The sequence below is a fragment of the Ancylobacter polymorphus genome, assembly GCF_022836935.1.
GTDB classification, from domain to species: domain Bacteria; phylum Pseudomonadota; class Alphaproteobacteria; order Rhizobiales; family Xanthobacteraceae; genus Ancylobacter; species Ancylobacter polymorphus_A.
This window is the reverse complement of sequence record NZ_CP083239.1, coordinates 3,447,474-3,472,056: the sequence shown is the minus strand read 5'-3', so window position 1 is coordinate 3,472,056 and position 24,583 is coordinate 3,447,474. Positions and strand designations below refer to the sequence as shown.

The 24,583-nt window shown below is 67.3% G+C and carries 25 protein-coding genes; 18 read left to right on the top strand and 7 right to left on the bottom strand.

Going from position 1 to position 24,583, the window contains the following annotated elements; genetic code table 11:
* The first annotated feature begins 108 nt into the window (after positions 1-108).
* The 11 genes from rpoZ to parC all read left to right on the top strand — a co-directional run bounded on the left by rpoZ (position 109) and on the right by parC (position 10,556).
* Positions 109-495 (top strand): DNA-directed RNA polymerase subunit omega, encoded by a 387-nt coding sequence (gene rpoZ / locus K9D25_RS16510; protein ID WP_244376720.1) that lies wholly within the window; start codon positions 109-111, stop codon positions 493-495.
* Between the two features lie 168 nt (positions 496-663).
* Positions 664-2,865 carry a RelA/SpoT family protein gene (locus K9D25_RS16505; protein WP_244376719.1) on the top strand — a complete coding sequence of 734 codons (2,202 nt, stop codon included), beginning with the start codon at positions 664-666 and terminating at the stop codon, positions 2,863-2,865.
* 66 nt (positions 2,866-2,931) lie between these two features.
* A complete protein-coding gene (locus tag K9D25_RS16500; RefSeq protein ID WP_244376718.1) occupies positions 2,932-3,120 on the top strand; it encodes a CsbD family protein in 189 nt (62 codons plus the stop codon).
* Positions 3,121-3,198: 78 nt separating this feature from the next.
* On the top strand, positions 3,199-3,792 hold the full coding sequence (pyrE, locus tag K9D25_RS16495) for an orotate phosphoribosyltransferase (RefSeq protein WP_244376717.1): 594 nt from the start codon (positions 3,199-3,201) through the stop codon (positions 3,790-3,792).
* On the top strand, positions 3,789-4,565 hold the full coding sequence (locus tag K9D25_RS16490) for a pyridoxine 5'-phosphate synthase (protein ID WP_244376716.1): 777 nt from the start codon (positions 3,789-3,791) through the stop codon (positions 4,563-4,565). The genes pyrE and K9D25_RS16490 overlap by 4 nt, the downstream gene beginning before the upstream one ends.
* 13 nt (positions 4,566-4,578) lie before the next feature.
* Positions 4,579-4,989 carry a holo-ACP synthase gene (acpS, locus tag K9D25_RS16485; protein WP_244376715.1) on the top strand — a complete coding sequence of 137 codons (411 nt, stop codon included), beginning with the start codon at positions 4,579-4,581 and terminating at the stop codon, positions 4,987-4,989.
* A 133-nt stretch (positions 4,990-5,122) separates the two neighbouring features.
* Positions 5,123-5,878 (top strand): signal peptidase I, encoded by a 756-nt coding sequence (gene lepB, locus K9D25_RS16480; RefSeq protein ID WP_244376714.1) that lies wholly within the window; start codon positions 5,123-5,125, stop codon positions 5,876-5,878.
* Positions 5,875-6,594: a ribonuclease III gene (gene rnc, locus K9D25_RS16475; RefSeq protein ID WP_244376713.1), complete on the top strand. Its 720-nt coding sequence runs from the start codon at positions 5,875-5,877 to the stop codon at positions 6,592-6,594. Before lepB ends, rnc begins: the two co-directional genes overlap by 4 nt.
* Positions 6,591-7,526 carry a GTPase Era gene (gene era, locus K9D25_RS16470; RefSeq protein ID WP_244376712.1) on the top strand — a complete coding sequence of 312 codons (936 nt, stop codon included), beginning with the start codon at positions 6,591-6,593 and terminating at the stop codon, positions 7,524-7,526. Before rnc ends, era begins: the two co-directional genes overlap by 4 nt.
* Before the next feature lie 9 nt (positions 7,527-7,535).
* Complete coding sequence (gene recO, locus K9D25_RS16465) at positions 7,536-8,264, top strand: DNA repair protein RecO (RefSeq protein ID WP_244376711.1); 729 nt, start codon at positions 7,536-7,538, stop codon at positions 8,262-8,264.
* Positions 8,265-8,321: 57 nt separating this feature from the next.
* On the top strand, positions 8,322-10,556 hold the full coding sequence (gene parC / locus K9D25_RS16460) for a DNA topoisomerase IV subunit A (protein ID WP_244376710.1): 2,235 nt from the start codon (positions 8,322-8,324) through the stop codon (positions 10,554-10,556).
* A gap of 101 nt (positions 10,557-10,657) precedes the next feature.
* Here parC and K9D25_RS16455 read toward each other — a convergent pair whose 3' ends face one another.
* The 6 genes from K9D25_RS16455 to hemB all read right to left on the bottom strand — a co-directional run bounded on the left by K9D25_RS16455 (position 10,658) and on the right by hemB (position 17,884).
* Entirely contained in the window at positions 10,658-12,676 is a 2,019-nt protein-coding gene (locus tag K9D25_RS16455) for a PhoX family protein (RefSeq protein WP_244376709.1), read from the bottom strand.
* Positions 12,677-12,802: 126 nt separating this feature from the next.
* Positions 12,803-13,552 (bottom strand): arginyltransferase, encoded by a 750-nt coding sequence (locus K9D25_RS16450; protein WP_244376708.1) that lies wholly within the window; start codon positions 13,550-13,552, stop codon positions 12,803-12,805.
* A gap of 83 nt (positions 13,553-13,635) precedes the next feature.
* Entirely contained in the window at positions 13,636-14,151 is a 516-nt protein-coding gene (locus K9D25_RS16445; protein ID WP_244376707.1) for an RDD family protein, read from the bottom strand.
* A gap of 75 nt (positions 14,152-14,226) precedes the next feature.
* Positions 14,227-15,453, bottom strand: a complete 1,227-nt coding sequence (locus tag K9D25_RS16440; RefSeq protein WP_244376706.1) for a threonine ammonia-lyase — start codon at positions 15,451-15,453, stop codon at positions 14,227-14,229.
* An 8-nt stretch (positions 15,454-15,461) separates the two neighbouring features.
* Entirely contained in the window at positions 15,462-16,802 is a 1,341-nt protein-coding gene (locus K9D25_RS16435) for a branched-chain amino acid ABC transporter permease (RefSeq protein ID WP_244376705.1), read from the bottom strand.
* Between the two features lie 20 nt (positions 16,803-16,822).
* Positions 16,823-17,884, bottom strand: coding sequence for a porphobilinogen synthase (hemB, locus tag K9D25_RS16430; protein ID WP_244376704.1), 1,062 nt, complete (start codon positions 17,882-17,884; stop codon positions 16,823-16,825).
* Here hemB and K9D25_RS16425 point away from each other — a divergent pair.
* From K9D25_RS16425 to ldtR, 4 genes are all read left to right on the top strand, one after another.
* Positions 17,883-18,137, top strand: coding sequence for a hypothetical protein (locus K9D25_RS16425; protein ID WP_244376703.1), 255 nt, complete (start codon positions 17,883-17,885; stop codon positions 18,135-18,137). The genes hemB and K9D25_RS16425 overlap by 2 nt on opposite strands.
* The gene (locus K9D25_RS16420; RefSeq protein ID WP_244376702.1) at positions 18,134-19,195 is read left to right on the top strand and encodes an enoyl-CoA hydratase/isomerase family protein; all 1,062 of its coding nucleotides are present in this window, start codon (positions 18,134-18,136) and stop codon (positions 19,193-19,195) included. Before K9D25_RS16425 ends, K9D25_RS16420 begins: the two co-directional genes overlap by 4 nt.
* Before the next feature lie 25 nt (positions 19,196-19,220).
* Positions 19,221-19,652: a DUF6163 family protein gene (locus tag K9D25_RS16415; RefSeq protein ID WP_244376701.1), complete on the top strand. Its 432-nt coding sequence runs from the start codon at positions 19,221-19,223 to the stop codon at positions 19,650-19,652.
* Positions 19,653-19,795: 143 nt separating this feature from the next.
* Positions 19,796-20,317, top strand: a complete 522-nt coding sequence (ldtR, locus tag K9D25_RS16410; protein WP_244376700.1) for a transcriptional regulator LdtR — start codon at positions 19,796-19,798, stop codon at positions 20,315-20,317.
* A 15-nt stretch (positions 20,318-20,332) separates the two neighbouring features.
* Here the strand turns inward: ldtR and K9D25_RS16405 are convergent, their stop codons facing one another.
* The gene (locus tag K9D25_RS16405) at positions 20,333-21,364 is read right to left on the bottom strand and encodes a histone deacetylase family protein (RefSeq protein ID WP_244376699.1); all 1,032 of its coding nucleotides are present in this window, start codon (positions 21,362-21,364) and stop codon (positions 20,333-20,335) included.
* A 238-nt stretch (positions 21,365-21,602) separates the two neighbouring features.
* Between K9D25_RS16405 and glyA the strand changes: the two genes are divergently transcribed.
* From glyA to ribD, 3 genes are read left to right on the top strand one after another with little or no spacing between them, the layout of a single operon-like run.
* Entirely contained in the window at positions 21,603-22,910 is a 1,308-nt protein-coding gene (gene glyA, locus K9D25_RS16400) for a serine hydroxymethyltransferase (protein ID WP_244376698.1), read from the top strand.
* Positions 22,911-22,919: 9 nt separating this feature from the next.
* Positions 22,920-23,438 carry a transcriptional regulator NrdR gene (gene nrdR, locus K9D25_RS16395; protein WP_244376697.1) on the top strand — a complete coding sequence of 173 codons (519 nt, stop codon included), beginning with the start codon at positions 22,920-22,922 and terminating at the stop codon, positions 23,436-23,438.
* Between the two features lie 31 nt (positions 23,439-23,469).
* Positions 23,470-24,582: a bifunctional diaminohydroxyphosphoribosylaminopyrimidine deaminase/5-amino-6-(5-phosphoribosylamino)uracil reductase RibD gene (gene ribD / locus K9D25_RS16390; RefSeq protein ID WP_244376696.1), complete on the top strand. Its 1,113-nt coding sequence runs from the start codon at positions 23,470-23,472 to the stop codon at positions 24,580-24,582.
* The last annotated feature ends 1 nt before the right edge of the window (position 24,583 follow it).

The window sequence follows — 24,583 nt, the reverse complement described above, 5'->3', positions numbered from 1 at the left end:
TCGCGGCAAGGTGAGGGCAGGGCAGTGCATCCGGGTCGGGAGCGCTTGCCCCTTCGGCCGGATTGGTTTAAGGACCCCGCTTCCCTTTCCCGTCAGGAGTGCCGAAGCATGGCTCGCGTCACCGTCGAGGACTGCATCGACAAGGTCGACAATCGCTTCGAGCTGGTCCTTCTTGCCGGCCATCGGGCGCGCGCCATCGCGTCCGGCGCGCCGATCACGGTTGACCGTGACAATGACAAGAACCCGGTTGTCGCCCTGCGCGAGATCGCCGACGAGACCGTCTCGCCGGAAGATCTGCGCGAGGAACTCATCCACTCGCTCCAGAAGTTCACCGAGGTGGACGAGCCGGAGCCCGAGACCGTTCCGATGATCGCCTCCCAGTCGTCGAGCGGCGACGATTCCGATGTCATGCTCGACCGCATGACCGAGGAAGAGCTGCTCGCCGGCCTGCAGGGGCTGGTGCCGCCGGAGCCGAGCGACGACGACGAAGGCTGACACGGCCCTCGGGCGATAGCCCTCATCCCATCGTCACGGCCCGGCCCTCCGCCGGGCCGTTTCCGTTTTGCCTGCCATTTCCGCGACATGCGGCTTGCGCTGGCCGGCCTTGCGGATGATATCTAGCAGAGCGGCCGCCCCGGCCGATCCTTCTCGCGAGTCCCTGTCATGATGCGGCAGTACGAGCTCGTCGAGCGCGTACGCCGGTACAATCCCAATACCGACGAAGCGCTGCTTGACCGCGCTTACGTCTATGCGATGCGCGCCCACGGCACGCAGAAGCGCGCCTCCGGCGATCCCTATTTTTCGCACCCGCTCGAAGTCGCCGCCATCCTGACCGACCTCAAGCTCGACGACGCCACCATCGTGGCGGCGCTGCTGCACGACACGATCGAGGATACCGACGCCACCCGCGACGAGATCGACAAGATCTTCGGCCAGCAGATCGGCGCGCTGGTCGAGGGCCTGACCAAGATCAAGAAGCTCGACCTCGTGTCCAAGCAGGCGAAGCAGGCGGAGAACCTGCGCAAGCTGCTGCTCGCCATCGCCGACGATGTGCGTGTGCTGCTGGTCAAGCTCGCCGACCGCCTGCACAATATGCGTACGCTGAAATGGGTGCCGGAGGAAAAACGCTCCCGCGTCGCGCAGGAGACGCTGGACATCTATGCGCCGCTCGCAGGGCGGATGGGCATGCACGACATGCGCGAGGAGCTGGAGGACCTCTCCTTCCGCCAGCTCTCGCCGGAAGCCTATGATTCGATCCTCGGTCGGCTGCAGGCGCTGAAGGAAAGCAATGGCGAACTCGTCGCCGCCATTGAGCGCGAACTCTCCGACGCCATCGCCCAGAAGGGGATCGGCGCGCTCGTCACCGGCCGGCAGAAGCGCCCGCACTCCATCTGGCGCAAGATGGAGCGCAAATCCGTCGCCTTCGAGCAACTGTCCGACATTTACGGCTTCCGCATCATCGTCGAGACGGTGGAGGAGTGCTACGCGGCGCTCGGCGTGGTTCACACCAAGTGGCCGCTCGTGCCGGGGCGGTTCAAGGACTATGTCTCGACGCCGAAGCAGAACGATTACCGCTCCATTCACACCACCGTCGTCGGGCCTGGCCGCCAGCGTGTCGAGCTGCAGATCCGCACCCGGCAGATGCACGAGATCGCCGAATACGGCATCGCCGCGCACGCGCTCTACAAGGATACGGGCGGCTCGGACCCGCTGACGCGTGAATCCAGCGCCTATGCCTGGCTGCGCCGTACTATCGAGTTGCTGGCGGAGGGGTCTAGCCCCGAAGAGTTCCTGGAGCACACCAAGCTCGAACTGTTCCACGACCAGGTGTTCTGCTTCACCCCCAAGGGGCGGCTGATCACCCTGCCGCGCCGCGCCACCCCGATCGACTTCGCCTATGCCGTGCATACCGGGGTCGGCGACCGGGCGGTGGGGGCGAAGATCAACGGCAAGATTTCGCCACTGGTCTCCGAACTGCAGAATGGCGACGAGGTGGAGATCATCACCGCCGCCGGGCAGACGCCGCCGGCGGCGTGGGAATCCATCGTCGTCACCGGCAAGGCGCGCGCCGCGATCCGCCGCGCCACCCGCGCCGCCGTGCGGGCGCAATATGCCGGGCTCGGCAAGAAGATCGTCGAGCGCGCCGTTGTGCGGGCCGGCAAGGTGTTTTCCGAGGAGAAGCTGGCCGCCTCGGTCGGCCGTCTCGCCCGCGCCTCGCTGGAGGATGTCTATGCCGCCGTCGGGCGCGGCGAGATGCGTTCCGACGATGTGGTCAAGGCGGTGCACCCGGAATGGACCGGCCCGCGTCCCGAAGAGCGCGCGGCGCTGAAGGGCGAGGGCTGGTTCGAGCTGGAGAAGGGGCAGAGCCTCAAATTCAAGATCCCCGGCATCGAGAGCGATCCCGATCCCCAAACCGCCATTCCCATTCGTGGCATCAACCGCGAATTGCCGGTGCGTTTCGCGCCCAATGGTGGCGCCGTGCCGGGCGACCGCATCGTCGGCATCCTCTCGCCGGGCGAGGGGATCACCATCTACCCCATCCAGTCGCCCGCGCTGCAGGATTTCGAGGAGGAGCCGGAGCGCTGGCTCGATGTGCGCTGGGATGTGGAGGAGGACGATCCGCAGCGCTTCCCGGTGCAGATCGTCGTGGTCGCCACTAATGAGCCGGGATCGCTGGCGCAGATCGCCCAGGTGATCGGCGAGCGTGACGGCAATATCGACAATCTGCGCATGTCCTCGCGCTCGGCCGATTTCACCCGGATGGTGATCGACATCGGCGTCTATGATCTGCGGCACCTCAACGGCATTCTCACCGATCTGCGTGCCCGTCCGGTGGTCTCCAGTGTCGAACGAGTGAATGGGTGATAAGGAACCGTTAACCCTGATCGGCGTTTCCTCGGCAGTCCCATGACGCCAATGCAGGAGACACCGATGACCGAACAGATTCAGGCCAATGTCCGTATCGTGTCGGGTGCCGCCAAGGCGTTCTGGGGTCGGCTGGCCGGCGACGCGCACCGCGTCGCCAGTGCCCGGGTCGAGCAGCTCGCCGGCGAAGCCGCTCTGGCCTGCGCCAAAGCCCGCAGCCGCGCGGGGCGCGAGGGCGCGGTCGCCCGCGCCTGAGACGTGACGGACGGGTGACGCGGCCGGCCTTATGGGCTATCACGCCACCCATTCCGTAACCTGCTCCGGGCGTTCGCGATGACACAAGACGAGGTGGTGGCCGAGTTCCGTGCGGCGGGGGCGCTGCTGGAAGGGCATTTCATTCTCTCCTCCGGCCTGCGCAGCCCTGTGTTCCTGCAGAAGATGTTCATCTTCCAGGATCCCGTGCGCACCGCCCGCCTGTGCAAGGCATTGGCGGAGAAGGCGGAAGCCGCGTTCGGCAAGATCGATTATGTGGTCTCGCCCGCCGTCGGCGGCATCGTTCCAGGCTATGAAACGGCCCGGCAGCTCGGCGCCATGGCGGTGTTCGTGGAACGCGAAGGCGGCACCTTCCAGCTGCGCCGCGGCTTCACCATTCCGCCCGAGGCGAAGGTGCTGATGGTGGAAGACATCATCACCACCGGCCTGTCCTCGCGCGAATGCCTCGCCGCGATTGCCGAGCACACGTCCAATGTGGTCGGCGCCGCCTGCCTCATCGACCGTTCCAATGGCAAGGCCGATCTCGGCGTGCCGCTGGTGGCGCTGGCGAAGCTCGACATTCCCGCCTATCCCGCCGATGCGCTGCCGCCGGAACTTGCGGCGTTGCCGGCGGTGAAGCCGGGTTCGCGCGGCATTCAGGGGGTGAAGGCGTGACTGCCATCGTTCCCCCCATCCGCCTCGGCGTGAATGTCGACCACGTCGCCACCATCCGCAATGCACGCGGCGGCGATCTGCCTGACCCCGTGCGCGCCGCCCAGCTGGCCTGCGCCGCCGGGGCCGACGGCATCACCGCGCATCTGCGCGAGGACCGCCGCCATATTCGCGACAGCGACATGCGGCGCCTGCGCGAGCAACTGACGGTGCCGCTCAATTTCGAGATGGCGGCGACCGACGAGATGGTCGCGATTGCCCTTGAGCAGCGCCCGCATGCTGCCTGCCTTGTGCCGGAGCGGCGCGAGGAGCGCACCACCGAAGGCGGCCTCGATGTCATCGGCGGCGGCATAGATCTCGCCCACAAGGTGGAAAAGCTCGGCGCGGCCGGCATTCGCGTCTCGCTATTCGTGGCACCGGACGCCGAGCAGATCGCGCGCGCCGCCGATATCGGCGCGGCGGTGATCGAGCTTCACACCGGCGCCTGGTGCGAGTTTCTCGCCGCCGGCGAGACGGACAAGGCCGAGGCCGAACTGGCGCGGCTGATCGCGGCGGCGGGCCAGGGCAGCGCGCTGGGGCTGGAGATTCACGCCGGCCATGGGCTCGACTTCGCCACGGCGGAAGTGATGGCGGCCATCGGGCCGATCCGCGAACTCAATATCGGCCATTTCCTCATCGGCGAATCCATCTTCGTCGGGCTGGAAGGTGCGGTGCGCCAGATGCGTGCGGCCATGGCGCGCGGGCGGGCCCGTATCGGGGCGCCGCAGGCGGCGTGAAGGAGAGCAGGGCGTGATCCTCGGCATCGGCTCCGACATCACCGACGTGCGGCGCGTGGCCGAAGTGCTGGAACGGCACGGCGAGCGCTTCCTCGACCGGGTGTTCACCCCGGTGGAGCGTGCCAAGTCGGATCGCCGTGCCCGCCGGGCCGAAAGCTATGCCAAGCGCTTCGCCGCCAAGGAGGCCTGCGCCAAGGCGCTCGGCACCGGGCTGGCGCAGGGCGTGTTCTGGCGCGACATGGGCGTGGTCAACCTGCCCTCCGGCCGGCCGACCATGAATCTCACGGGTGGCGCCAAGGCGCGCCTCGATGCGATGACGCCCGCCGGCCATGAGGCGCGCATCGACCTGACCATCACCGATGACGGCCCGCTGGCGCAGGCCTTCGTCATCATCAGCGCGGTTCCCATATCCAGCGGCGGATAAGCCACCCTGCCGACGCGTCACCTCGTGCGATCGTGAGCGGGCCGCGTTGCCGCCGCTGGATTGAGCGGCTATAGGAGCCGCACGGCCGCCTCGCGCGGCGCATGCCGTGCCGCTGAGCGCACCGGAAGGCAACATGACGTCCACCACCGAACCGAAGAAGCAGGAAGGCGGCCTCGGCGAAACCGTGAAGGTCATCCTTCAGGCGTTTCTGATCGCCCTGCTGATCCGCACCTTTCTGTTTCAGCCCTTTAACATCCCCTCCGGGTCGATGAAGGAGACGCTGCTGGTTGGGGATTATCTCTTCGTCTCCAAATACAGCTATGGCTACAGCCGCTTCTCCCTGCCGCTCTCGCCGCCGCTGTTCGACGGGCGCATTCTCGGCTCCACGCCCAATCGCGGCGATGTGGTGGTGTTCAAGCTACCGCGCGATGAGAGCACGGATTACATCAAGCGGGTGATCGGCCTTCCCGGCGACGAGATCCAGATGATCGGGGGGCTGCTGCACATCAATGGCGTGCCGGTGAAGCGCGAGGATGCCGGCTACTGGATGGACGATGAGGGCAATGGCCGGGTGGAGCGCGTGAAGCGCTGGACCGAGACGCTGCCCAACGGCGTCAGCTACTACACGCTCGATCTCGTCGAGAACGGGTTCTACGACAATACCGATGTCTATAAGGTGCCGCCCGGCCACTATTTCATGATGGGCGACAACCGCGACAATTCCACCGACAGCCGGGTGCTGAGCCAGGTTGGCTATGTGCCCTATGAGAACCTGATCGGCCGCGCGCAGGTCATCTTCTTCTCGGTGAAGGAAGGCGACGCGGCCTGGCAGTTCTGGAAGTGGCCGTGGACGGTGCGTTGGGACCGTCTCTTCACCTTCGTGCGATGACACGCGGCAAGAACCGCGTCGCCGACGACGCCGGCCTGGAGGCGCTCGAAGCGGCGCTCGGCCATGTCTTCGCCGACCGGGCGCATCTGCGGCTCGCGCTCACCCATATCAGCGCCGTCACCGGCGTGCAGGGCTCGAAGGCGCGGGTGCGCTCCTATCAGCGGCTCGAATTCCTCGGCGACCATGTGCTGGGGCTGATCGTCTCCGACATGCTCTACCGCGCCTTCCCGCAGGCGGAGGAAGGCGAGCTGTCGCGCCGCCTCGCCGATCTCGTCTGCGAGGAAGCCTGCGCCGAGGTGGCGCTCGCCATGGGGCTCGGGCCGCATCTGCGGCTCGGCGCCGGCGAGGACCGCTCAGGCGGGCGCGAGCGCCCCGCCATCCTCGCGGATGTGGTGGAGGCGGTGCTGGCGGCGGTGTATCTCGACGCCGGCTTTGCCGCCGCCGAGGCGATGGTGGAGCGCTTCTGGCGCGCCCGCCTCTCCACCCCCGGAAGCTCCGCCCGCGACCCCAAGACCGCCTTGCAGGAATGGGCGCAGGGGCGGGGCCTGCCGCCGCCGCATTACCGGCTGGTCGAGCGTTCCGGGCCCGACCATAATCCCGAATTCCGCATTGCCGTCGACGTGCCGGGCTTCGAGCCGGTCGAGGCGACCGGTTCCTCCAAGCAGAACGCTCAGAAGACCGCGGCTGCGGCGTTTCTCCAACGGGTCACAGCATGAACGACACCATCGAAGAAACTCCCGACGCACCCGCCGAGAACACGCGCTGCGGCTTTGTCGCCCTCATCGGCACGCCCAATGCCGGCAAGTCGACGCTGACCAACGCGCTGGTCGGCACCAAAGTGTCCATCGTTTCGCACAAGGTGCAGACCACCCGCGCGCTGGTGCGCGGCATCGCGATCGAAGGCGCGACGCAGATCGTGCTGGTGGACACGCCCGGCATCTTCGCGCCCAAGCGCCGGCTGGAAAAGGCGATGGTGCGCTCCGCCTGGAGCGGGGTGGGCGATGCCGACGCCGTGGTGCTGCTGATCGACGCCCGCGCCGGGCTGACCGAAGATGTGCAGGCCATTATCCGTGGCCTGGCGGATGTGAAGCGGCCGCGCGCGATCCTGCTCAACAAGATCGACCTGGTGAAGCGCGAGAACCTGCTCGAACTCGCTGCCAAGGTCGCCGAACTCATCAGTTTCGACCGGCTGTTCATGGTCTCCGCGCTGGCCGGCGACGGGCTGAAGGAACTGCGGCAGTGGCTGGCGCAACTCTTGCCGCTCGGCCCCTGGCTCTACCCGGAGGACCAGATTTCCGACGCGCCGATGCGCTCGCTCGCGGCCGAGATCACCCGCGAGAAGCTGTTCCACCGGCTGCATGAGGAACTGCCCTACCGCTCCACTGTCGAGACGGACTCCTGGCAGGAGCGCAAGGACGGCTCGGTACGCATCGAGCAGACCATTTTCGTCGAGCGCGAAAGCCAGCGGAAGATCGTGCTCGGCAAGTCCGGCGAGACCATCAAGGCGATCTCCATGGCCGCGCGCAAGGAACTGACCGAGATCGTCGAGGCGCCGGTGCATCTGTTCCTGTTCGTCAAGGTGCGCGAGAACTGGGCCGACGATCCCGCCCGCTACCGTGAGATGGGGCTGGAATTCCCGCAGGAGTGAGGCTGCCCGATGGAGTGGTCCGACGAGGGCATCATTCTCGGCGTGCGGCGGCACGGCGAGGCCAATGCCATCGTCGAACTGATGACCGCCGCCCATGGCCGGCATCTCGGCCTGGTGCGCGGCGGCGGGTCGCGGCGGCAGGCGGCGGCGCTGCAGCCGGGCAACGAGGTGCGGGCCAATTGGCACGCCCGGCTCGACGAGCATCTCGGCACCTTCGCGCTGGAAGTCACCGCCGCGCATGCCGGCAGGTTGATGGGCAGGGCTCATTCCGCCTTTGCCCTTAGCCACATCGGCAGTCTTGTTCGCCTTCTGCCCGAACGCGATCCGCACCCGGCGCTGCACGCCATGCTCGCCACCATGGTCGCCCATCTCGACCATGAGCGGCTCACCGGCATGATGATCGCCCGCTTCGAGCTGAACATGCTGGCCGAACTCGGCTTCGGTCTCGATCTTGAGCGCTGCGCCGCCACCGGCGGGCGCAACGACCTGCTCTATGTCTCGCCGAAATCCGGTCGCGCCGTGAGCCGGGACGCCGGCGCGCCCTGGCAGGCGCAGCTTTTCACCTTGCCCTATTTCCTCATCGCCGAGGTCGCCGAACCGCCGCTGCCGGAGGATGTGGAGGCGGCCTTCGCGCTCACCGGCCATTTCCTCGCCCGCCGTGTGTTCGACCCGCGCGGCCTGCCGCTGCCCGATGCCCGCGCCTCGCTGCTCGCGGCGCTGAAACGGCCCGGTGGATAGCTTTCCGGCCGCGCGTTCGCGTCTTGTTCCCGCCTGCGCTTCGCGCTAGCAAGGGGCATGGGTGAGCCACCGATTCCGACCGATGATGGCACGATCGAGCCGATCGGGCTGAAGGCGGCGCTTGAAGAGCGCTACCTCGCCTATGCGCTGTCGACCATCATGCACCGCGCCCTGCCGGATGCGCGCGACGGGCTGAAGCCCGTGCATCGCCGCATTCTCTATGGCATGCGCCTGTTGCGGCTTGACCCCGGCGGCGGCTTCCGCAAGAGCGCGAAGATCGTCGGCGACGTGATGGGCTCGTTCCACCCGCACGGCAATGCGGCGATCTACGACGCCATGGTGCGCCTCGCCCAGGACTTCTCTCAGCGCTACCCGCTGGTCGACGGGCAGGGCAATTTCGGCAATATCGATGGCGACAACGCCGCCGCCGAGCGCTACACCGAAGCCCGGCTGACCGAAGTGGCGCGGCTGATCCTCGATGGCATCGACGAGGACGCGGTCGATTTCCGCCCCAACTATGACGGCACGACGGAAGAGCCCGTCGTCATGCCGGGCGCCTTTCCCAATCTGCTGGCCAATGGCTCCACCGGCATCGCGGTGGGCATGGCGACCTCGATCCCGCCGCACAATGCGGCTGAGTTGATCGACGCCAGCCTGCACCTGATCCAGAATCCGAACGCCACCACGGACGACCTGCTGAAATTCGTCCAGGGCCCGGATTTTCCCACCGGTGGCGTCATCATCGAATCGCCGTCTTCCATGGCCGACGCCTACGCCACCGGTCGCGGCGGCTTCCGGCTGCGGGCGCGCTGGGAGAAGGAAGAGACCGGGCGCGGCACCTATGTCGTCGTCGTCACCGAGATTCCCTATGGCGTGCCGAAGTCGCGCCTGGTGGAGAAGATCGCCGACCTGCTGAACGAGAAGAAGCTGCCGCTTCTCGCCGATGTGCGCGACGAGAGCGCGGAGGATGTGCGCCTCGTGCTGGAGCCGCGCGCGCGGAATGTCGACGCCGAACTGCTGATGGAAAGCCTGTTCCGCGTCACCGAGCTGGAGACGCGTTTCCCGCTTAACATGAACGTCCTGGTCGGCGGGCAGGTGCCGAAGGTGGTGAGCCTCGTCGAGGCGCTGCGCGAATGGGTTGACCATCGCCGCGAGGTGCTGCTGCGCCGCTCCCGGCACCGCCTCGCGGAGATTGAGCACCGACTGGAAGTGCTGGGTGGCTACCTCATCGCCTATCTCAATCTCGATGAGGTGATCCGTATCATCCGCGAGGAGGATGAGCCCAAGCCCGCGCTGATGGCACGGTTCGCGCTGACCGATGTGCAGGCCGAGGCTATCCTCAACATGCGCCTGCGCTCCTTGCGCAAGCTCGAAGAATTCGAGATCCGCAAGGAGCATGACGCCCTGTCCAAGGAGAAGGACGGGCTGGAGAAACTGCTCGGCTCGGAAGCGCGCCAGTGGAAGGCGGTTGCCGGCCAGCTCGCGGAGACGCGCAAGCGCTTCGCGCCCGACACTCCGCTCGGACGCCGCCGCACCACCTTCGGCGAGGCGTCCGCGCACAAGGCGGATGCGGTGATCGAGGCGCTGGTGGAGCGCGAGCCGATCACCGTCGTGGTGTCGGAGAAGGGCTGGATCCGCGCGCTGAAGGGCCATGTGGCCGATCTCTCCTCGCTTGTCTTCAAGGGCGATGACCGGCTGAAGATCAGCTTCTTCACCGAGACGACGGCGAAGCTGCTGGTGTTCGCCACCAATGGCCGCTTCTACACGCTCGATGCGTCGAAGCTGCCGGGTGGGCGCGGCCATGGCGAGCCGCTGCGGCTGTCCATCGAGCTGGAGCAGGAGGCGGATATCCTCCACGTGCTGCCTTATGTCGGCGGGCGGCGCCTGCTGGTCGCGGCGAAGGAGGGGCGCGGCTTCCTGGTGTCCGAGGATGACTGCCTCGCCAATACCCGCAAGGGCAAGCAGGTGCTGGGCGTCGATGCGCAGGAGGCGGCCAAGGTCGTGGTGGCGACGGGCGACAGCGTCGCGGTCATCGGCGAGAACCGCAAGCTGCTGGTATTCCCGCTCACCCAGATCCCGGAAATGACCCGTGGACGCGGCGTGCGGCTGCAGCGCTACAAGGACGGCGCGATGAGCGACGTGAAGGTCTTCGCCGCCGCCGAGGGTCTCACCTGGACCGACACGTCCGGCCGTACCTGGACCGTGACCGATCTCACGGAATGGCGCGGCGAGCGCGCCGGGGCCGGCCGCCTGCCGCCCAAGGGTTTCCCCCGCAACAACAAGTTCGGCTGAGGCGGCTCGGAAGCGGCACCCGTCGCCAACCGGTAAGAACAAGTGCGGATAGTGCCCTCTCCCTGTGGGGAGAGGGCTTCAGTCCAACGGCAGGGCTCGGTTCACGAACCGATGACGCCGCCATCCTTCTTGGTGATCACCACCACGGCCGGTCGCACCGGCATGTCGTCCTTGAAGTCCGGCCAGCGGGTGGAGAGGTCCTCGTAATAGGACGGCCGGCCGAACGGCGCCCAGTCGGTGCCGCCATCGCCGGGGTGCTGCACGGCGACGAAGGCGGTGCGGTCATCCGGGGTGAACAGCGGGCCGCACAGCTCCGCGCCCACTGGCACGCGGAAGAACAGCTTGGAGGTCGCGCGCGCGCCACCTTCCGTGTCTACCGCCCATAGACCATCCGTGCGGCCGGTGTCCTTCGGGCTATTACCGTCGGTCGCCACCCAGAGCCGGCCGGCGGAATCGACCGCGCAATTATCCGGCATGCCGAACCAGCCATTGCGGGTGGTGTCGGTGGAGAAGGACGCGCCGACCGAGGCGACCGAGGGGTCGCCGCATTTCAGCAGCACTTCCCAGCGGCCCTTGGTGGCGGCGAAGTCGCCATCCGCCTCGGCGATCTCGATGATGTGGCCGAAGGCGTTCTTGGCGCGGGGATTGGCCGCGTCGACCTGCTCGTCCTTGCGGCGGGTATTGTTGGTCAGCATCACATAGACCTTGCCGTTGACGCCGTTCGGCTGGACGTCTTCGGGGCGGTCCATCTTGGTGGCGCCGAGCAGATCGGCGGCGCGGCGGGTCTCGATCAGCACATCGGCCTGGCTGGCGAAGCCGTTGGCGGCGGTCAGCGGGCCTTGCCCGAACACCAGCGGCATCCATTCCAGCGCGCCGTCGGCGTCGAACTTGGCGACATAGAGCGTGCCGGAATCCAGCAGGTCCATATTGGCGGCGCGGTCATTCGGGTTGAACGTGCCTGAAGTGACGAACTTGTAGACATAGTCGAAGCGCTCATCGTCGCCGAGATAGAACACGACGCGCCCGTCCTTCGCCACGATGGACTCGGCGCCTTCATGCTTGAAGCGGCCGAGCGCGGTGCGTTTCTTCGGCACGGAAGTGGGGTCGTTCACATCGACTTCGACGATCCAGCCGAAACGGTTCGGCTCGTTCGGCTCCTTGGCGAGGTCGAAGCGGGGGTAGATGTTGCCCCACTCATAGGCGCCTTCCGGCACGCCATAGCGCTTGTAATTGGCCGCCTCCTTGTGGCCCTCGGGCAGCTTGCCGAGGAAGTAGCCGTGAAAATTCTCCTCGGCCATCACATAGGTACCCCAGGGCGTGACGCCTCCGGCGCAATTGTTCAGCGTGCCCAGCACCTTGGTGCCGGTCGGGTCTTCCACCGTCTTCAGCCGGTCGCTGCCGGCAGCCGGGCCGGTGACCTGCATCGGCGTGGTCGAGGTGATGCGACGGTTCAGCTTGCCCTCGCGCACCACCTGCCATTTGCCGTCGACCTTCAGGATTTCGACGATGGTGCCGCCATGGGCCGCCATCTCGATGTCGACGCGAGTCTTGTCCGCCGGCGCCACCTTCAGCTTGCCATCCGTGACGCTGACGATGCCGGGGAACATGAGGTGCTCATTGGTGTATTCGTGGTTCACCACCAGCAGGCCGTGCTCGGGCGAGCCATCGAGCGGGATGAAGCCGACATAGTCGTTATTGTAGCCGAACTGCCGGCGCTGGGCCTCGGCGGTCTGGTTCTTCGGGTCGAAGGCGGGAGAGTCGGGAAAGAGCGGGTCGCCCCAGCGCAGCAGCACCTCGGCGTCATAGCCTTCGGCGACGTGATGGGTTTCATCGACGCCGGCCTCAACCTCGACGAAGCGGAAAGCCGAGCCATTGGCCGCGACGCCATCCGTGGCGGCCTGCGCTTTCTCGGCGGTCAGCAGCGCCGCCGGGCCGACAGTGGCGGCAATGGCGGAAACGGCCAGCGAGCCCTTCAAGAGCCCGCGGCGCGAGAAGCGGAGCGAGATCAGCTCGCCCATGGTCGGATTGAGCGTCGGGTTGCTGCCCGCGCCGTCAGCCTCTTCGAGCAGGCTGGTGCGGAAGGGTGATTCATTTACGGGGTCGAGGGAGTTGTCGGTCATGGGGGGGCTCCGGCAATCTGTCCCGCTCCGGGTTGGAAGCGTTCCAGACAGCTAGTGCCGCTGCGTCACAACCCGATGACGCCAGCGCCGCATGAGCATGATTCTGTCATATGACAGCCCGGCGACCTACTCCTCCACCCGCAGCCAGCCAGACGGGGCGAGGCGTTCCTGCGGCAGGAAGCGGCGCTTGTAGCTCATCTTGTCCGACCCCTCGACCCAATAGCCGAGATAGACGAAAGGCAGCCCCATCGCCTTCGCCTTGGCGATGTGATCGAGGATCATATAGGTGCCGAGCGAGCGGCTGATTTCTTCGGGATCGTAGAAGGAATAGACCATGGACAGGCCATCCGCGAGCACGTCGGTCAGCGCCACGCCGTAGAGCGCGCCCTGGCCGCGCCCGCTGATCGCCGTGCCGGGCCCGTGGCGACGGTACTCGATGAGCCGGGTGCGGACATGGCTGTCCTCTACCATCATGGCGTAGTCCAGCACGGTCATGTCCGCCATGCCGCCATCCGAATGGCGGCTGTCGAGATAGCCGCGGAACAGCGAATACTGCTCGGCGGTCGGTATCGCGGCACGGATGTCGCCGATGAGATCGGCATTGGCCTGGCGCACGCGGCGGAAACTGCGCGTCTCGCGGAAATCATCGACGCAGACGCGCACCGAGACGCAGGCGCGGCACTGCTCGCAGGCGGGGCGATAGGCGATGGACTGGCTGCGCCGGAAGCCGCCATGGGTCAGCACATCATTGAGCTGGGTGGCGCGCTCACCGACCAGATGCGTAAAGACCTTCCGCTCCAGCCGGCCCGGCAGATAGGGGCAGGGCGAGGGAGCGGTCAGGTAGAACTGCGGTGTGTCGCGCGAATGTTCGGTCACGGCGGGTTCACATTGCGAAGGCGACAAGGATCGCGCGACGCGGGCGCGACGTCAAAGCCTGGCTGCGCCCTTCAACGCGAATGTCAGCGATAGCCGCGCAATTCGCCGGCCCGTTCGTCATTATTGGTGACGACGGTGCCGATGATGAAGTCGTGCGCCAGCCGCTTGCGGCGGTTGAGCAGGCCGATGACAGTGACAAAGGGCGTGAACACGCTCACCGACACCCAGAACAGGACCAGGCTGACCACCGCCAGCATCGGCGTCATCGGCGCGCCGTGCCACAGCCGCATCTCAAGGCCCATGGCCCGCATGCCGATGGTGGCGGAGCGCGGCCCGCCGAGCGTAATCCCGACATAGACCAGCGCCCACACCACATAGCCTGGCCCCAGCAGGCTGAACAGGAACCAGCCAAGGCCGAAGGTGAGGAAGCCGAAGACGAAAATCAGCAGCGCCGCCATGCCGACCGGCACGCAGATCAGCACCGTGTCGATGATGAAGGCAATGAACCGCCGGAACAGCACGCCCCGGAAATATTCCGGCTCGACGAGCGGATCGAAGGCATAGGGCCGCATCGTCCCGTCATCGCTGGTGTCGAACATGCCGGTTTCCTCCCGGAGCGTCAGGTGGGGGCGGCTCGCGGTGCAAGCAAGAGCACCGCGCCACGTCGCTCGCGGTCAGCTGGCGGACTGCCAGTCCACCCGCACCACATCCATGCCGTTCTCGATCAGCGCGCGGTACACCTCGTCGGCATGGGCGCGGTCGCGCGTTTCCACGGTCACGTCGAGCCGGGCGCCCTTGGCATGCACGTCGAGGAAATGGCGCTTGTGCTCCACTTCCAGGATGTTCGCCCCGAGGCCACCGAGCAGGCTGGCGATGATGCCAAGTTCGCCCGGGCGGTCGAGCATGGAGAAGCGGAAGGAGACGATGCGCTCCTCGCGCTCAAGCTCGCGCATCATGATGGACGCGACGATGCGCGGGTCGATATTGCCGCCCGAGACGACCAGCCCGACCTTGCGGCTGCGATAGCGGTCGGGATCGGCGAGCAGGGCGGCGAGACCCGCTGCGCCGGCGCCCTCGGCCAGCGTCTTCTGCTGGGTCAGGAACAGGTTCACCGCCCGCTCGATGGTCGGCTCGCCCACCAGTACCACGTCCGACACCAGCGCCGAGACGAGTTCGCGCGTCAGCGTGCCGGCCTGCTTCACCGCGATGCCTTCCGCCAGCGTCGCGCCCTCGCAGGGCAGCGCCTGCTGGTGCAGCGCGTTCCACATGGAGGGATAGAGCCGGGTCTCGACACCGACGATTTCGATGTCCGGCCGCATGTCGCGGGCAGCGACCGCCATGCCGGAAATCATGCCGCCGCCGCCGACCGGCACCAGCAGCGAATCGAGGTCGGGCGCGTCCTCCAGCATCTCGGCGGCGATCGAGCCCTGGCCGGCGATCACATGTCGGTCATCATAGGGGTGGACCCAGACCAGATGTTCGGACTGGGCGATACGGTCGGCCTCTTCCGAGGCGTCGCCGACGGATTCGCCGTGCAGCACCACCCGCGCGCCATGCGCCTCGGTGGCGGCCACTTTCACGATCGGCGTGTGCTTGGGCATCACGATGGTGGCGCGGATGCCAAGGCGGGCGGCGTGATAGGCCACCGCCTGCGCATGGTTGCCGGCCGACATGGCGACGACGCCGGCGGCGCGCTCCTGCGGCGAAAGGCTGGAGAGCTTGGTGAGCGCGCCGCGCTCCTTGAAGCTCGCCGTAACCTGCAGGTTCTCGTATTTCACATAGACATGCGCGCCCGTAATCGCTGAAAGGCGCGGCGCCGGCAGGGTAGGCGTGCGCAGCACCGCGCCATCCAGCAACTTGCGTGCGGCGGCGACATCGGCGGGGGTTACGGGCAAAGTCATCGAACCACTCAGAATTCTCGCGGCGAAGGTGCCGCACGCTGGAGAAGGCCTCCCGGCCGCAGGATGAGAACGGCCACCAGAAGGGAATAGATCACCACGTCGCGATACGCGATATCGAAGGCGGACGACCACACGATTTCGACGCCGGCGACGAGAACGGCGCCCAGCAGCGCGCCCGGCACGGAGCCAATGCCGCCAATAATTGCCGAAATCAAGGCTTTGAGCGTCATTGACAGCCCGTCGCCGGGTGTAATCGTTCCATAGGCCACGACCATGGCCACTCCCGCAAGCCCGGCGCAGCCTCCCGCCAGCGCAAAAGTCGCTCCCACGAGGCGGGGAACGTGAACGCCGACCATCGCCGCCATCAGCGGATCGTCGGCATGGGCGCGCCACGCCCGCCCATAGCCGGTGAAGCGGATGAGGCCGAGCAGCAGCGAAATGCCGCTCAGTGTCAACCCGGCGGCGAGCAGTTGCGCCGGCGTCACGGTGGCGATGAAGCCCGCTTCGCCCGCCAGATAGATCGGCCGGTTGAACAGGGCCGGCAGCCAGTTCTCGCGCGCGGTGGAGGTGAGGCGGAACAGCTCGGTGAGCACGATGGCCACCGCCAGCGTCGCAATCAGCACCGGCTGAGGCGAACGGGCGCGGGCGAGGATCGGCACGATCACGGTGCGTCCGATCGCCCAGCTCAGCAGCGCCGCCCCGGCGACACCGGCGAGCAGCGCCGCCGTCAGCCCGGCCGGATCGATCCGGCCGAGGGCGCCCGCAAGGCTGAATGCGATCAGCATATAAACGCCGCCGGCCACGGCGATCTCGCCAAAGGCAAGGTTGATGCGGCCGAACAACCCGTGCACCAGCGCGAAGCCAGACGCGACGAGCCCGTAGACGCCCATCATCACGATGCCGCCCAGCGCCTGCTGCAGCCAGTAGGCTCCCTGCGGGCCGACGCGGAGAAGCGGTCGCCCCCCGACCTCGTTTCGATTGTCCTCTAGCCACCAGCGCTTGAGGATGTAGAGCTTCACCTCGCCCAGCGGCCGGCCATCGGCGACCAGCCCAACCAGGTCGAAACGGCCGGCACCGGTTTGGGCGGCGAAGTGGCAGAGGAGTTCATGCGGGGCGCTGCCGAGGGCGGAACGGGTGCGGTAGCTGTAGCGCAGCCCCGCGGGATCGCTGCGCAGCGGCGCCAACTGCGTCTCCGTGATCTCGGTATCGTCGTCATGCAGCGCGACGGCCGCCGCGCGGCAGAGCCGGGCCTGATCCGCGTCGATCACCGAGCCGCAGCCCGCCAGCAGCAGGGCGAGGCCGAACATCATCAGTGACAGCCGCAAGCAGCCCTGCGGGTGGCCAGCCATGGCGGCGGCGCCCGCCGCCGTCAGGCTTCGCGGGCGAGCTTTTCCGCCACGCGCGGGGCGAAATAGGTGAGGATGCCGTCGGCGCCCGCGCGCTTGAACGCCATCAGGCTTTCCATCATCGCCTTCTCGCCGTCGAGCCAGCCATTGCGGGCGGCGGCCTCGATCATCGCGTACTCGCCGGACACCTGATAGGCGAAGGTCGGCAGGCCGAAGGTCTCCTTCAGCCGGTAGACGATGTCGAGATAGGGCAGGCCGGGCTTGACCATGAGCATGTCCGCGCCTTCCTCGATGTCGAGCGCCGCCTCGCGCAACGCCTCCATGCCGTTGGCGGGGTCCATCTGATAGGTGCGCTTGTCGCCCTTGAGGCAGCCGGTGGAGCCGACCGCGTCGCGGAACGGGCCGTAGAAGGCGGAGGCGTATTTGGCGCTGTAGGCGAGGATCTGCGCGTCGTGATGGCCCTCACCGTCGAGCGCCCGGCGGATGGCGCCGACGCGCCCGTCCATCATGTCCGAGGGGGCGATGACATCGGCCCCGGCTTCCGCCTGCACCAGCGCCTGCTCCACCAGCACGGCCACCGTCTCGTCGTTGAGGATGCGCCCCTGCGTGTCGAGCAGGCCGTCATGACCATGGCTGGTGTAGGGATCGAGCGCGACATCGGTGATAAGGCCGATCTCCGGCACGGCGTCCTTGATCGCCCGCAGGGTGCGGCAGACGAGATTGCCGGAGTTGAGCGCTTCGCGCCCGTCGGCCGTGCGCAGCGCCGGGTCGGTATAGGGAAACAGCGCCAGCGCCGGGATGCCGAGCCGCGCCGCACGCTCCGCTTCGCGCACCGCCTCATCGACGCTGAGACGCTCGACGCCCGGCATGGAGCCGATGGCTGTACGTTCGCCATGCCCGTCCTTGACGAAGATCGGCCAGATGAGATCGGCGACGGTGAGCGTGTTTTCGCGCAGTAGCTGGCGCGCCCATTCGGATTTGCGGTTGCGCCGGGGGCGCTGCAGCAGATCGAGCTTCGACGAGGAATCCGGCCGGCCGGAGGGCTCGGGATGGACGGGGCGCGGACGGGCGAAGGGAATGGTCATGGACATGCTCGCGAAGACGCTCGGCGGTGAACCGGATCCCGCCGCGTCGCCTCCGGCGCGGCACTTTCGAATGGTTATAGCTCCATACGACGCCGCGCGCGACCTCTTCACCCGTGTGATTGCGTATAAGCCCGCCTTCGCATCGCGGGGCATGTTGACGCGGCGGGGGTGGCGAGGGACGCGCGGCTTTGCGGACGGCGTGGAAAAGCCTAAGTGGCAGGGCACGGAAAGCGACGAGGCAGGATCGACGTGACAGCGGAAATCGGCATCAGCTTCGAGCAGCGCGGCGCCCTGGGCGTCGTCACGCTCGACCGTCCCCGGGCGCTGAACGCGCTCGACCATCCCATGGTGCGCGCGATGGACGCGACGCTGCGCCGCTGGATCGACGACCCGACGATCGCCCATGTGGTGCTGCGCTCGGCGCATGAGCGGGCCTTCTGCGTCGGCGGTGACGTGCGCGCCATGGCCGAGCTCGGCCGCACGGGCCGCAAGGAAGAGGCGCGGCAGTATTGGCGCAACGAATACGCGCTCGACTATCTCATCGCGCGCTATCCCAAACCCTTCGCCTCGTTGGTCGACGGTCTGTGCTTTGGTGGCGGATTTGGCCTTTCCGGCCATGGGCGCTACCGCGTGGCGGGCGAGCGGCTCGGCTTCGCCATGCCGGAGGTCGCCATCGGCCTGTTCCCCGATGTCGGCGGCACCTTCGTGCTGCCGCGCCTGCCGGGTTGGAGCGGCACCTGGCTCGCCATGACCGGCGCGCGCATCGGCATGGCCGACGCGGTGGCGCTGGGTCTCTACACCCATCACATTCCCGTGGCGCGCTGGCCCGGGCTTATCGATGCACTGGTGGCTGGAGACGCGATGGAGACGGTCCTCGCCCGCGAGACGGAGCGCCCGCCGGCGCCGGACCTCGCCAGCCTCTACCCGCATATCGACCGCATCTTCGCCGGCGGCTCGGTGGCGGCGATCGTCGTTGCCCTGGAAAAGGTGGGGGAAGGCGAGGGCGAGGTGGCAGACTTCGCCCGGCTGCAACTCGAAACCATCCGCCGCGCCTCGCCCACCAGCGTGCACATCGCCTTCCAGCAGATGCAGCGCGGGCTCGGCTTCGACCTCGCCGGCTGCCTCGGCCTCGAATTCCGGCTGGTGACGCGGCTGCTCGACCGGCCGGACTTCTTCGAGGGTGTCCGCGCGCTGCTGGTGGACAAGGACCAGAAGCCGCTCTGGCAGCCGGCCCGGCTGGAGGAGGTCGACCCGTCCGCCATCGCCGCGTTGTTCGATACGCCGCTCGACGACGAATTGCTGCTTGCCTGACCGCGATTTGGAGTATGCAAGCGGAATGAGTTCGCCCTACGACCCCATCGACGCCACGCTCGGCCCGGCCGGCGCCCGCATGCCGCTCTGGCAGTCGCGTGTGATCCTCTATCTGCGCTGTCTCGCCGGCTTCCTCATGGTGAAGACCGTCTATAGCTGGACGCTGATCTGCGGCGTCTGGGACGGCGACATGAGCCGGTTCGAGATGATCTCCCTCGCCGCCAAGTCGGCGGTGATCTGGGCGGCGATCATGAACCCGGTTGCCGCCGTCGGCCTCTGGCTCGGTGCGTCCTGGGGGGTGGTGCTCTGGCTGGTGACGGCGATGGTGCAGATTCTGATCAACGCCTCCGCGCCCGAGGGCGTCGGCCGGCTGATGATCGTGGCCGCGCTGGAGACCATCCTCGTCGCCGGCTACGCCTTCCTCACCTACAAGGCCGCGCGCGAGAGCGAGCGCTGACGCTCGCTCTTTAGCTTTCGTTAACCCGTTGCGGTGACGAAGGATTCAGCCTTTCGCTTAAACCGATCTTAGCTCCGCCGCCGCGAGACTCGCCGCCTCACGAGAGGGAACCAATCCCCAATTCTGAGACCGGGGTACGAAACATGCGCGCAGGTCAGGCGGCCAATGTCGTCAGCATCAACGAGGCCGGAGAGGAGCGTCGGGAATCGATCCGTCCGCTCTACCGGGAAGCCGTCACGCTGGTGGAACGCCTCCACCGCCGGCTGCTGGATGTGGTGAAGGACGAACTCGACCGGCGCGGCCGCGAGGACATCAACGCTGTGCAGGCGCTGCTCCTGTTCAACATCGGCGATTCCGAACTGACCGCGGCCGAGCTGCGCACCCGCGGCTATTATCTCGGCGCCAATGTCTCCTACAATCTGAAGAAGCTGGTGGAGACCGGCTTCCTCGACCACCGGCGCTCCCGGGTGGACCGGCGCGCGGTGCGCATTCGCCTCACCGAGAAGGGCGTGGAGGTCCGCGACATCGTCGAAGGGCTCCACGCCAAGCATCTCGTCACCATCGAGCAGATTGGCGGCATCGGTCCGCAGGAGTTCCAGCAGCTCAACAAGGCGCTGAACCGGCTGGAGCGGTTCTGGACCGACCAGATCCTCTATCGGCTCTGATCGGGCCTTCACCGGCTAGCGCTGGAGGAAGCCTTCCAGCGTGTTGGCAACATTGACGCCGATGGCCTCGACCGCATAGCCGCCCTCCATCACGAAAAGCGTCGGGCGGGCGAGGGCGGCGATGCGGGCGCCGATCTTCAGGTAATCCGGGCTGTCGAGCAGGAACTGCGAGATCGGGTCTTCCTTGTAGGTGTCGACGCCGAGCGACACGACCGCCACATCCGCGCCGAAGGCCTCGATCCGCGCGCAGGCCGCGTCCAGCGCTGCGCTCCAGCCGATATAGTCCGTGCCCCAGGGCAGGGGGTAGTTGGCGTTGAAGCCCTCGCCTGCACCGGCGCCGGTCTCGTCGGCATAGCCGAGGAAATACGGAAATTCCTGCAGCGGATCGGCGTGGATGTTGCACACCAGCACATCTGGGCGGTCATAGAAGATCGCCTGCGTGCCATTGCCGTGATGATAGTCGACATCGAGAATGGCGACCCGCGCCGCGCCACGATCACGGAAGCTCTGCGCTGCGACGGCGGCATTGTTGATGAAGCAATAGCCGCCCATCGTGCCGGCATGGGCGTGGTGGCCGGGCGGACGGCACAGGGAGAAGGCAGATTTCTCGCCGCCGGCGACGAGATCGACGCCGGTCAGGGCGATATCGGCCGCCGCCTGCACCGCGTCCCAGGTGCCTGCCACCATGCAGCAGCCGGCATCGAAGGAATAATGGCCGAGCTTGCCGTCGATGGTCTTCGGCACGATGTCGGTGCGCATGCCGGGGGCGCGCCAGAAGCTCGGCAGGGCCGGAAAGTCGCGCCCGTCTGCCGTCCACAGCTTCCACGCCTCACTGAGGAAGCGGACATAGTCCTCGTCATGCACCTTCATCAGCGGGTCGAGACCATGCGCCGCCGGCTCGATCAGCGTGCCGAAGGGCCGCTCGCCTATGGCGTTCAGAATCATTGCCACCCGCTCGGGCTTCTCGAAAGCCGGTACCACCCGGCCGTTCATCAGTTCGACATGGCCGGAATGGCCGAGATGGCGCGGTGAGTGAATGATCTTCATGGCAGGGTCCGGATTCGCGGAAGGTGAGGGCGCGACGATACGCGCCGGCCCCGCGCGCTGTCATCACCTCAGGACGCCGGTGTCGCGCCCTTCCGCTGCGGCTGCCGCCTCAGTGCAAGGCACCCTTGCGGCCGCGTGCTTTGAAAGATGGGGGTGCTGTGCTAAGCGACCCGCCTCGATTTCGCGGTCGGCACGCCGCCGGCCGGGAGGCATCGCCACCGCCCAGGGAGGCCGGTCTATGTCGTCCGAAGCTCATGCTTCTTCCGCTGAATTCACCAACCGCTTCTTCTCGGCGCCGCTGTCCGAGACCGATCCGGAGCTCGCTGGCGCCATCACCGCCGAGCTCGGTCGCCAGCGCGACGAGATCGAGCTCATCGCGTCCGAGAACATCGTCTCGCGCGCCGTGCTCGAAGCGCAGGGCTCCGTGCTCACCAACAAATATGCCGAAGGCTATCCCGGGCGCCGCTATTATGGCGGCTGCCAGTATGTCGACGTGGCCGAGCAGCTCGCCATCGACCGTGCCAAGAAGCTGTTCGGCGCCGGTTTCGCCAATGTGCAGCCGCATTCCGGCGCGCAGGCCAATACGGCGGTGTTCTTCGCTCTCATGCAGCCGGGCGATGCCTTCCTCGGCCTCAACCTCGCCGCCGGCGGTCACCTGACCCATGGCGCGCCGGTCAGCCTGTCGGGCAAGTGGTTCAAGCCCATCCCCTACAATGTGCGCCGCGACGACCAGCGCATCGATTATGAAGAGGTCGCCAAGCTCGCCGACGAGCACAAGCCGAAGGTGCTGATCGCCGGCGGCTCGGCCTATCCGCGCCATATCGACTTCGCGAAGATGCGTGAGATCGCCGATTCGGTCGGCGCCTATCTCATGGTCGACATGGCCCATTTCGCCGGTCTGGTGGCGGGCGGGGTTCACCCGAATCCGGTGCCGCACGCCCATGTGGTCACCACCACGACCCACAAGACTCTGCGCGGCCCGCGCGGCGGCATGATCCTGACCAATGACGAGGACCTGGCGAAGAAGTTCAACTCCGCCATCTTCCCCGGCATCCAGGGCGGCCCGCTGATGCATGTGATCGCGGCGAAGGCGGTGGCCTTCGGCGAGGCGCTGCAGCCGGAGTTCAAGGTCTACGCGAAGAACGTGGTCGAGAACGCGAAGGCACTGGCGGAAAACCTCAAGGGCCACGGCTTCGAGATCGTCTCCGGCGGCACCGACACGCACCTGATGCTGGTCGATCTTCGCCCGAAGAAGCTCACCGGCAAGGTGTCTGAGATCGCGCTCGGCCGCGCGCACATCACCACCAACAAGAACGGCATCCCGTTCGATCCTGAGAAGCCCTTCGTCACCTCGGGCATCCGCCTCGGCACGCCGGCGGGTACGACGCGCGGCTTCGGTGTGGCCGAGTTCCAGCAGGTCGGCGACATGATCGCCGAAGTGCTCGACGTGCTCTCGCAGAAGGGCGTCGACGAGGATAGCCTCGTGGAAGCGGCGGTGCGCGGCAAGGTGGCCGATCTGCTCGCCCGCTATCCGCTCTACAGCTGAGGCCAAACGATGCGCTGTCCTTACTGCGGAAGCCTCGACACCCAGGTCAAGGATTCCCGTCCCACCGAGGACAGCGCCGCCATCAGGCGCCGCCGCATCTGCCCGGATTGCGGCGGCCGCTTCACCACTTTCGAGCGCGTGCAGTTGCGGGAACTCACCGTGCTGAAGCGCTCCGGCCGCCGCGTGCCGTTCGACCGCGACAAGCTCGCCCGTTCCATTGAGGTGGCGCTGAGGAAGCGCCCGGTCGAGCCGGAGCGGGTGGAGCGGCTGGTCTCCGGTCTGGTCCGCCGGCTGGAAAGCATGGGCGAAAGCGAGATCACCTCGGAGATGATCGGCGAGCGGGTGATGGAGAGTCTCAAGCAGCTCGACGACGTCGCCTATGTCCGCTTCGCCTCCGTCTACCGCAATTTCCGCGAGGCCAAGGATTTCGAGACGCTGCTCGGCGAGCTGGAGCCGCGCCTCGTCGAGGGCGGAGCGGGCGATGATCTGGCCGCCCGCCGCCCGCGTGACCCCGGGCTCGACGACTGATGCCCGGGCTTCGCGTTCGCTACTCCGCGCCATGACCGCATCCGCCACCGACCATTCCCTGATGGCGGCCGCGCTCAGCATTGGCCGGCGCGAGCGGGGGCACACCTGGCCCAATCCCGCCGTCGGTGCGCTTGTCGTGCGCGAAGGTCCGCGCGGCCCGCTGGTGCTCGGCCGCGGCTGGACCTCGCTCGGCGGACGCCCCCATGCCGAGCCGCAGGCGCTGGCGCAGGCCGGGGAGGGCGCGCGCGGCGCCACGCTCTATGTCACGCTGGAACCCTGCTCGCATCATGGCGGCACCCCGCCCTGCGTCGATGCGGTGCGCGCGGCGGGTATCGCCCGCGTCGTCGCCGCGGTGCAGGACCCCGATTTCCGCGTCGCCGGCCGGGGCTTCTCCATCCTGCGCGAGGCGGGAATCAGGGTCGATGTCGGCACTGGCGCGGCGCAGGCGCTGATCGACCATGCCGGCCATATCCGCCGCGTCACCGAAGGGCGCCCGCACATTATGCTGAAGATGGCGGTGTCCGCCGATGGCAAGGTGGGGCTCGCTGGGCGTCGGCCGGTGGCGATCACCGGTCCGCTTGTGCGCGACCGCGTCCACATGCTGCGCGCCACCCATGATGCGGTGCTGACGGGCATCGGGACGGTGCTGTCGGACGATCCGCTACTCACCTGCCGCCTGCCGGGCATGTCGCAGCGATCGCCGTTGCGCATCGTGCTCGACGCCGATCTGCGCCTCTCCCCGACCAGCGCGCTGGCGCGCAGCCTCGATGTCGCGCCGTTGTGGATCATCGCGGCCGAAGACGCTCCGGCCGCGCCCGAGGCGATGCTGGGCGCGATGGGCATCGAGGTGATGCGGGTGCGGCGCCGATCCGAGGGCGGATTGGCGCTCGACGAGGTTTTGAAACTGCTGGCTCTGCGGGGGCTCACGCGGATCATGGTCGAGGCGGGACCGCGTATTGCCGGTTCTTTCGTGGCCGCCGGGCTTGTCGACGAGGTGAATCTGTTCGAGGCATCGACGCTTCTGGGGTCGGACGCGCTGGACGCGCTGGAGGGACTGCCGCTTTCCGCGCTCGATGACTATCTCTGCACGGTGGATGAGGAACAGCAGGGCGGTGACCGCCTGCGCATCATGAGGCGTCGCTAGA

Excerpts from the sequence above, each read along its gene's own strand:
- rpoZ (WP_244376720.1), top strand. The coding sequence starts at position 109 with ATGGCTCGCGTCACCGTCGAGGACTGCATCGACAAGGTCGACAATCGC.
- K9D25_RS16505 (WP_244376719.1), top strand. The coding sequence starts at position 664 with ATGATGCGGCAGTACGAGCTCGTCGAGCGCGTACGCCGGTACAATCCC.
- K9D25_RS16500 (WP_244376718.1), top strand. The coding sequence starts at position 2,932 with ATGACCGAACAGATTCAGGCCAATGTCCGTATCGTGTCGGGTGCCGCC.
- pyrE (WP_244376717.1), top strand. The coding sequence starts at position 3,199 with ATGACACAAGACGAGGTGGTGGCCGAGTTCCGTGCGGCGGGGGCGCTG.
- lepB (WP_244376714.1), top strand. The coding sequence starts at position 5,123 with ATGACGTCCACCACCGAACCGAAGAAGCAGGAAGGCGGCCTCGGCGAA.
- rnc (WP_244376713.1), top strand. The coding sequence starts at position 5,875 with ATGACACGCGGCAAGAACCGCGTCGCCGACGACGCCGGCCTGGAGGCG.
- era (WP_244376712.1), top strand. The coding sequence starts at position 6,591 with ATGAACGACACCATCGAAGAAACTCCCGACGCACCCGCCGAGAACACG.
- recO (WP_244376711.1), top strand. The coding sequence starts at position 7,536 with ATGGAGTGGTCCGACGAGGGCATCATTCTCGGCGTGCGGCGGCACGGC.
- parC (WP_244376710.1), top strand. The coding sequence starts at position 8,322 with ATGGGTGAGCCACCGATTCCGACCGATGATGGCACGATCGAGCCGATC.
- K9D25_RS16455 (WP_244376709.1), bottom strand. The coding sequence starts at position 12,676 with ATGACCGACAACTCCCTCGACCCCGTAAATGAATCACCCTTCCGCACC.
- K9D25_RS16445 (WP_244376707.1), bottom strand. The coding sequence starts at position 14,151 with ATGTTCGACACCAGCGATGACGGGACGATGCGGCCCTATGCCTTCGAT.
- K9D25_RS16440 (WP_244376706.1), bottom strand. The coding sequence starts at position 15,453 with ATGACTTTGCCCGTAACCCCCGCCGATGTCGCCGCCGCACGCAAGTTG.
- K9D25_RS16435 (WP_244376705.1), bottom strand. The coding sequence starts at position 16,802 with ATGGCTGGCCACCCGCAGGGCTGCTTGCGGCTGTCACTGATGATGTTC.
- K9D25_RS16425 (WP_244376703.1), top strand. The coding sequence starts at position 17,883 with ATGGACATGCTCGCGAAGACGCTCGGCGGTGAACCGGATCCCGCCGCG.
- hemB (WP_244376704.1), bottom strand. The coding sequence starts at position 17,884 with ATGACCATTCCCTTCGCCCGTCCGCGCCCCGTCCATCCCGAGCCCTCC.
- K9D25_RS16415 (WP_244376701.1), top strand. The coding sequence starts at position 19,221 with ATGAGTTCGCCCTACGACCCCATCGACGCCACGCTCGGCCCGGCCGGC.
- ldtR (WP_244376700.1), top strand. The coding sequence starts at position 19,796 with ATGCGCGCAGGTCAGGCGGCCAATGTCGTCAGCATCAACGAGGCCGGA.
- K9D25_RS16405 (WP_244376699.1), bottom strand. The coding sequence starts at position 21,364 with ATGAAGATCATTCACTCACCGCGCCATCTCGGCCATTCCGGCCATGTC.
- glyA (WP_244376698.1), top strand. The coding sequence starts at position 21,603 with ATGTCGTCCGAAGCTCATGCTTCTTCCGCTGAATTCACCAACCGCTTC.
- nrdR (WP_244376697.1), top strand. The coding sequence starts at position 22,920 with ATGCGCTGTCCTTACTGCGGAAGCCTCGACACCCAGGTCAAGGATTCC.
- ribD (WP_244376696.1), top strand. The coding sequence starts at position 23,470 with ATGACCGCATCCGCCACCGACCATTCCCTGATGGCGGCCGCGCTCAGC.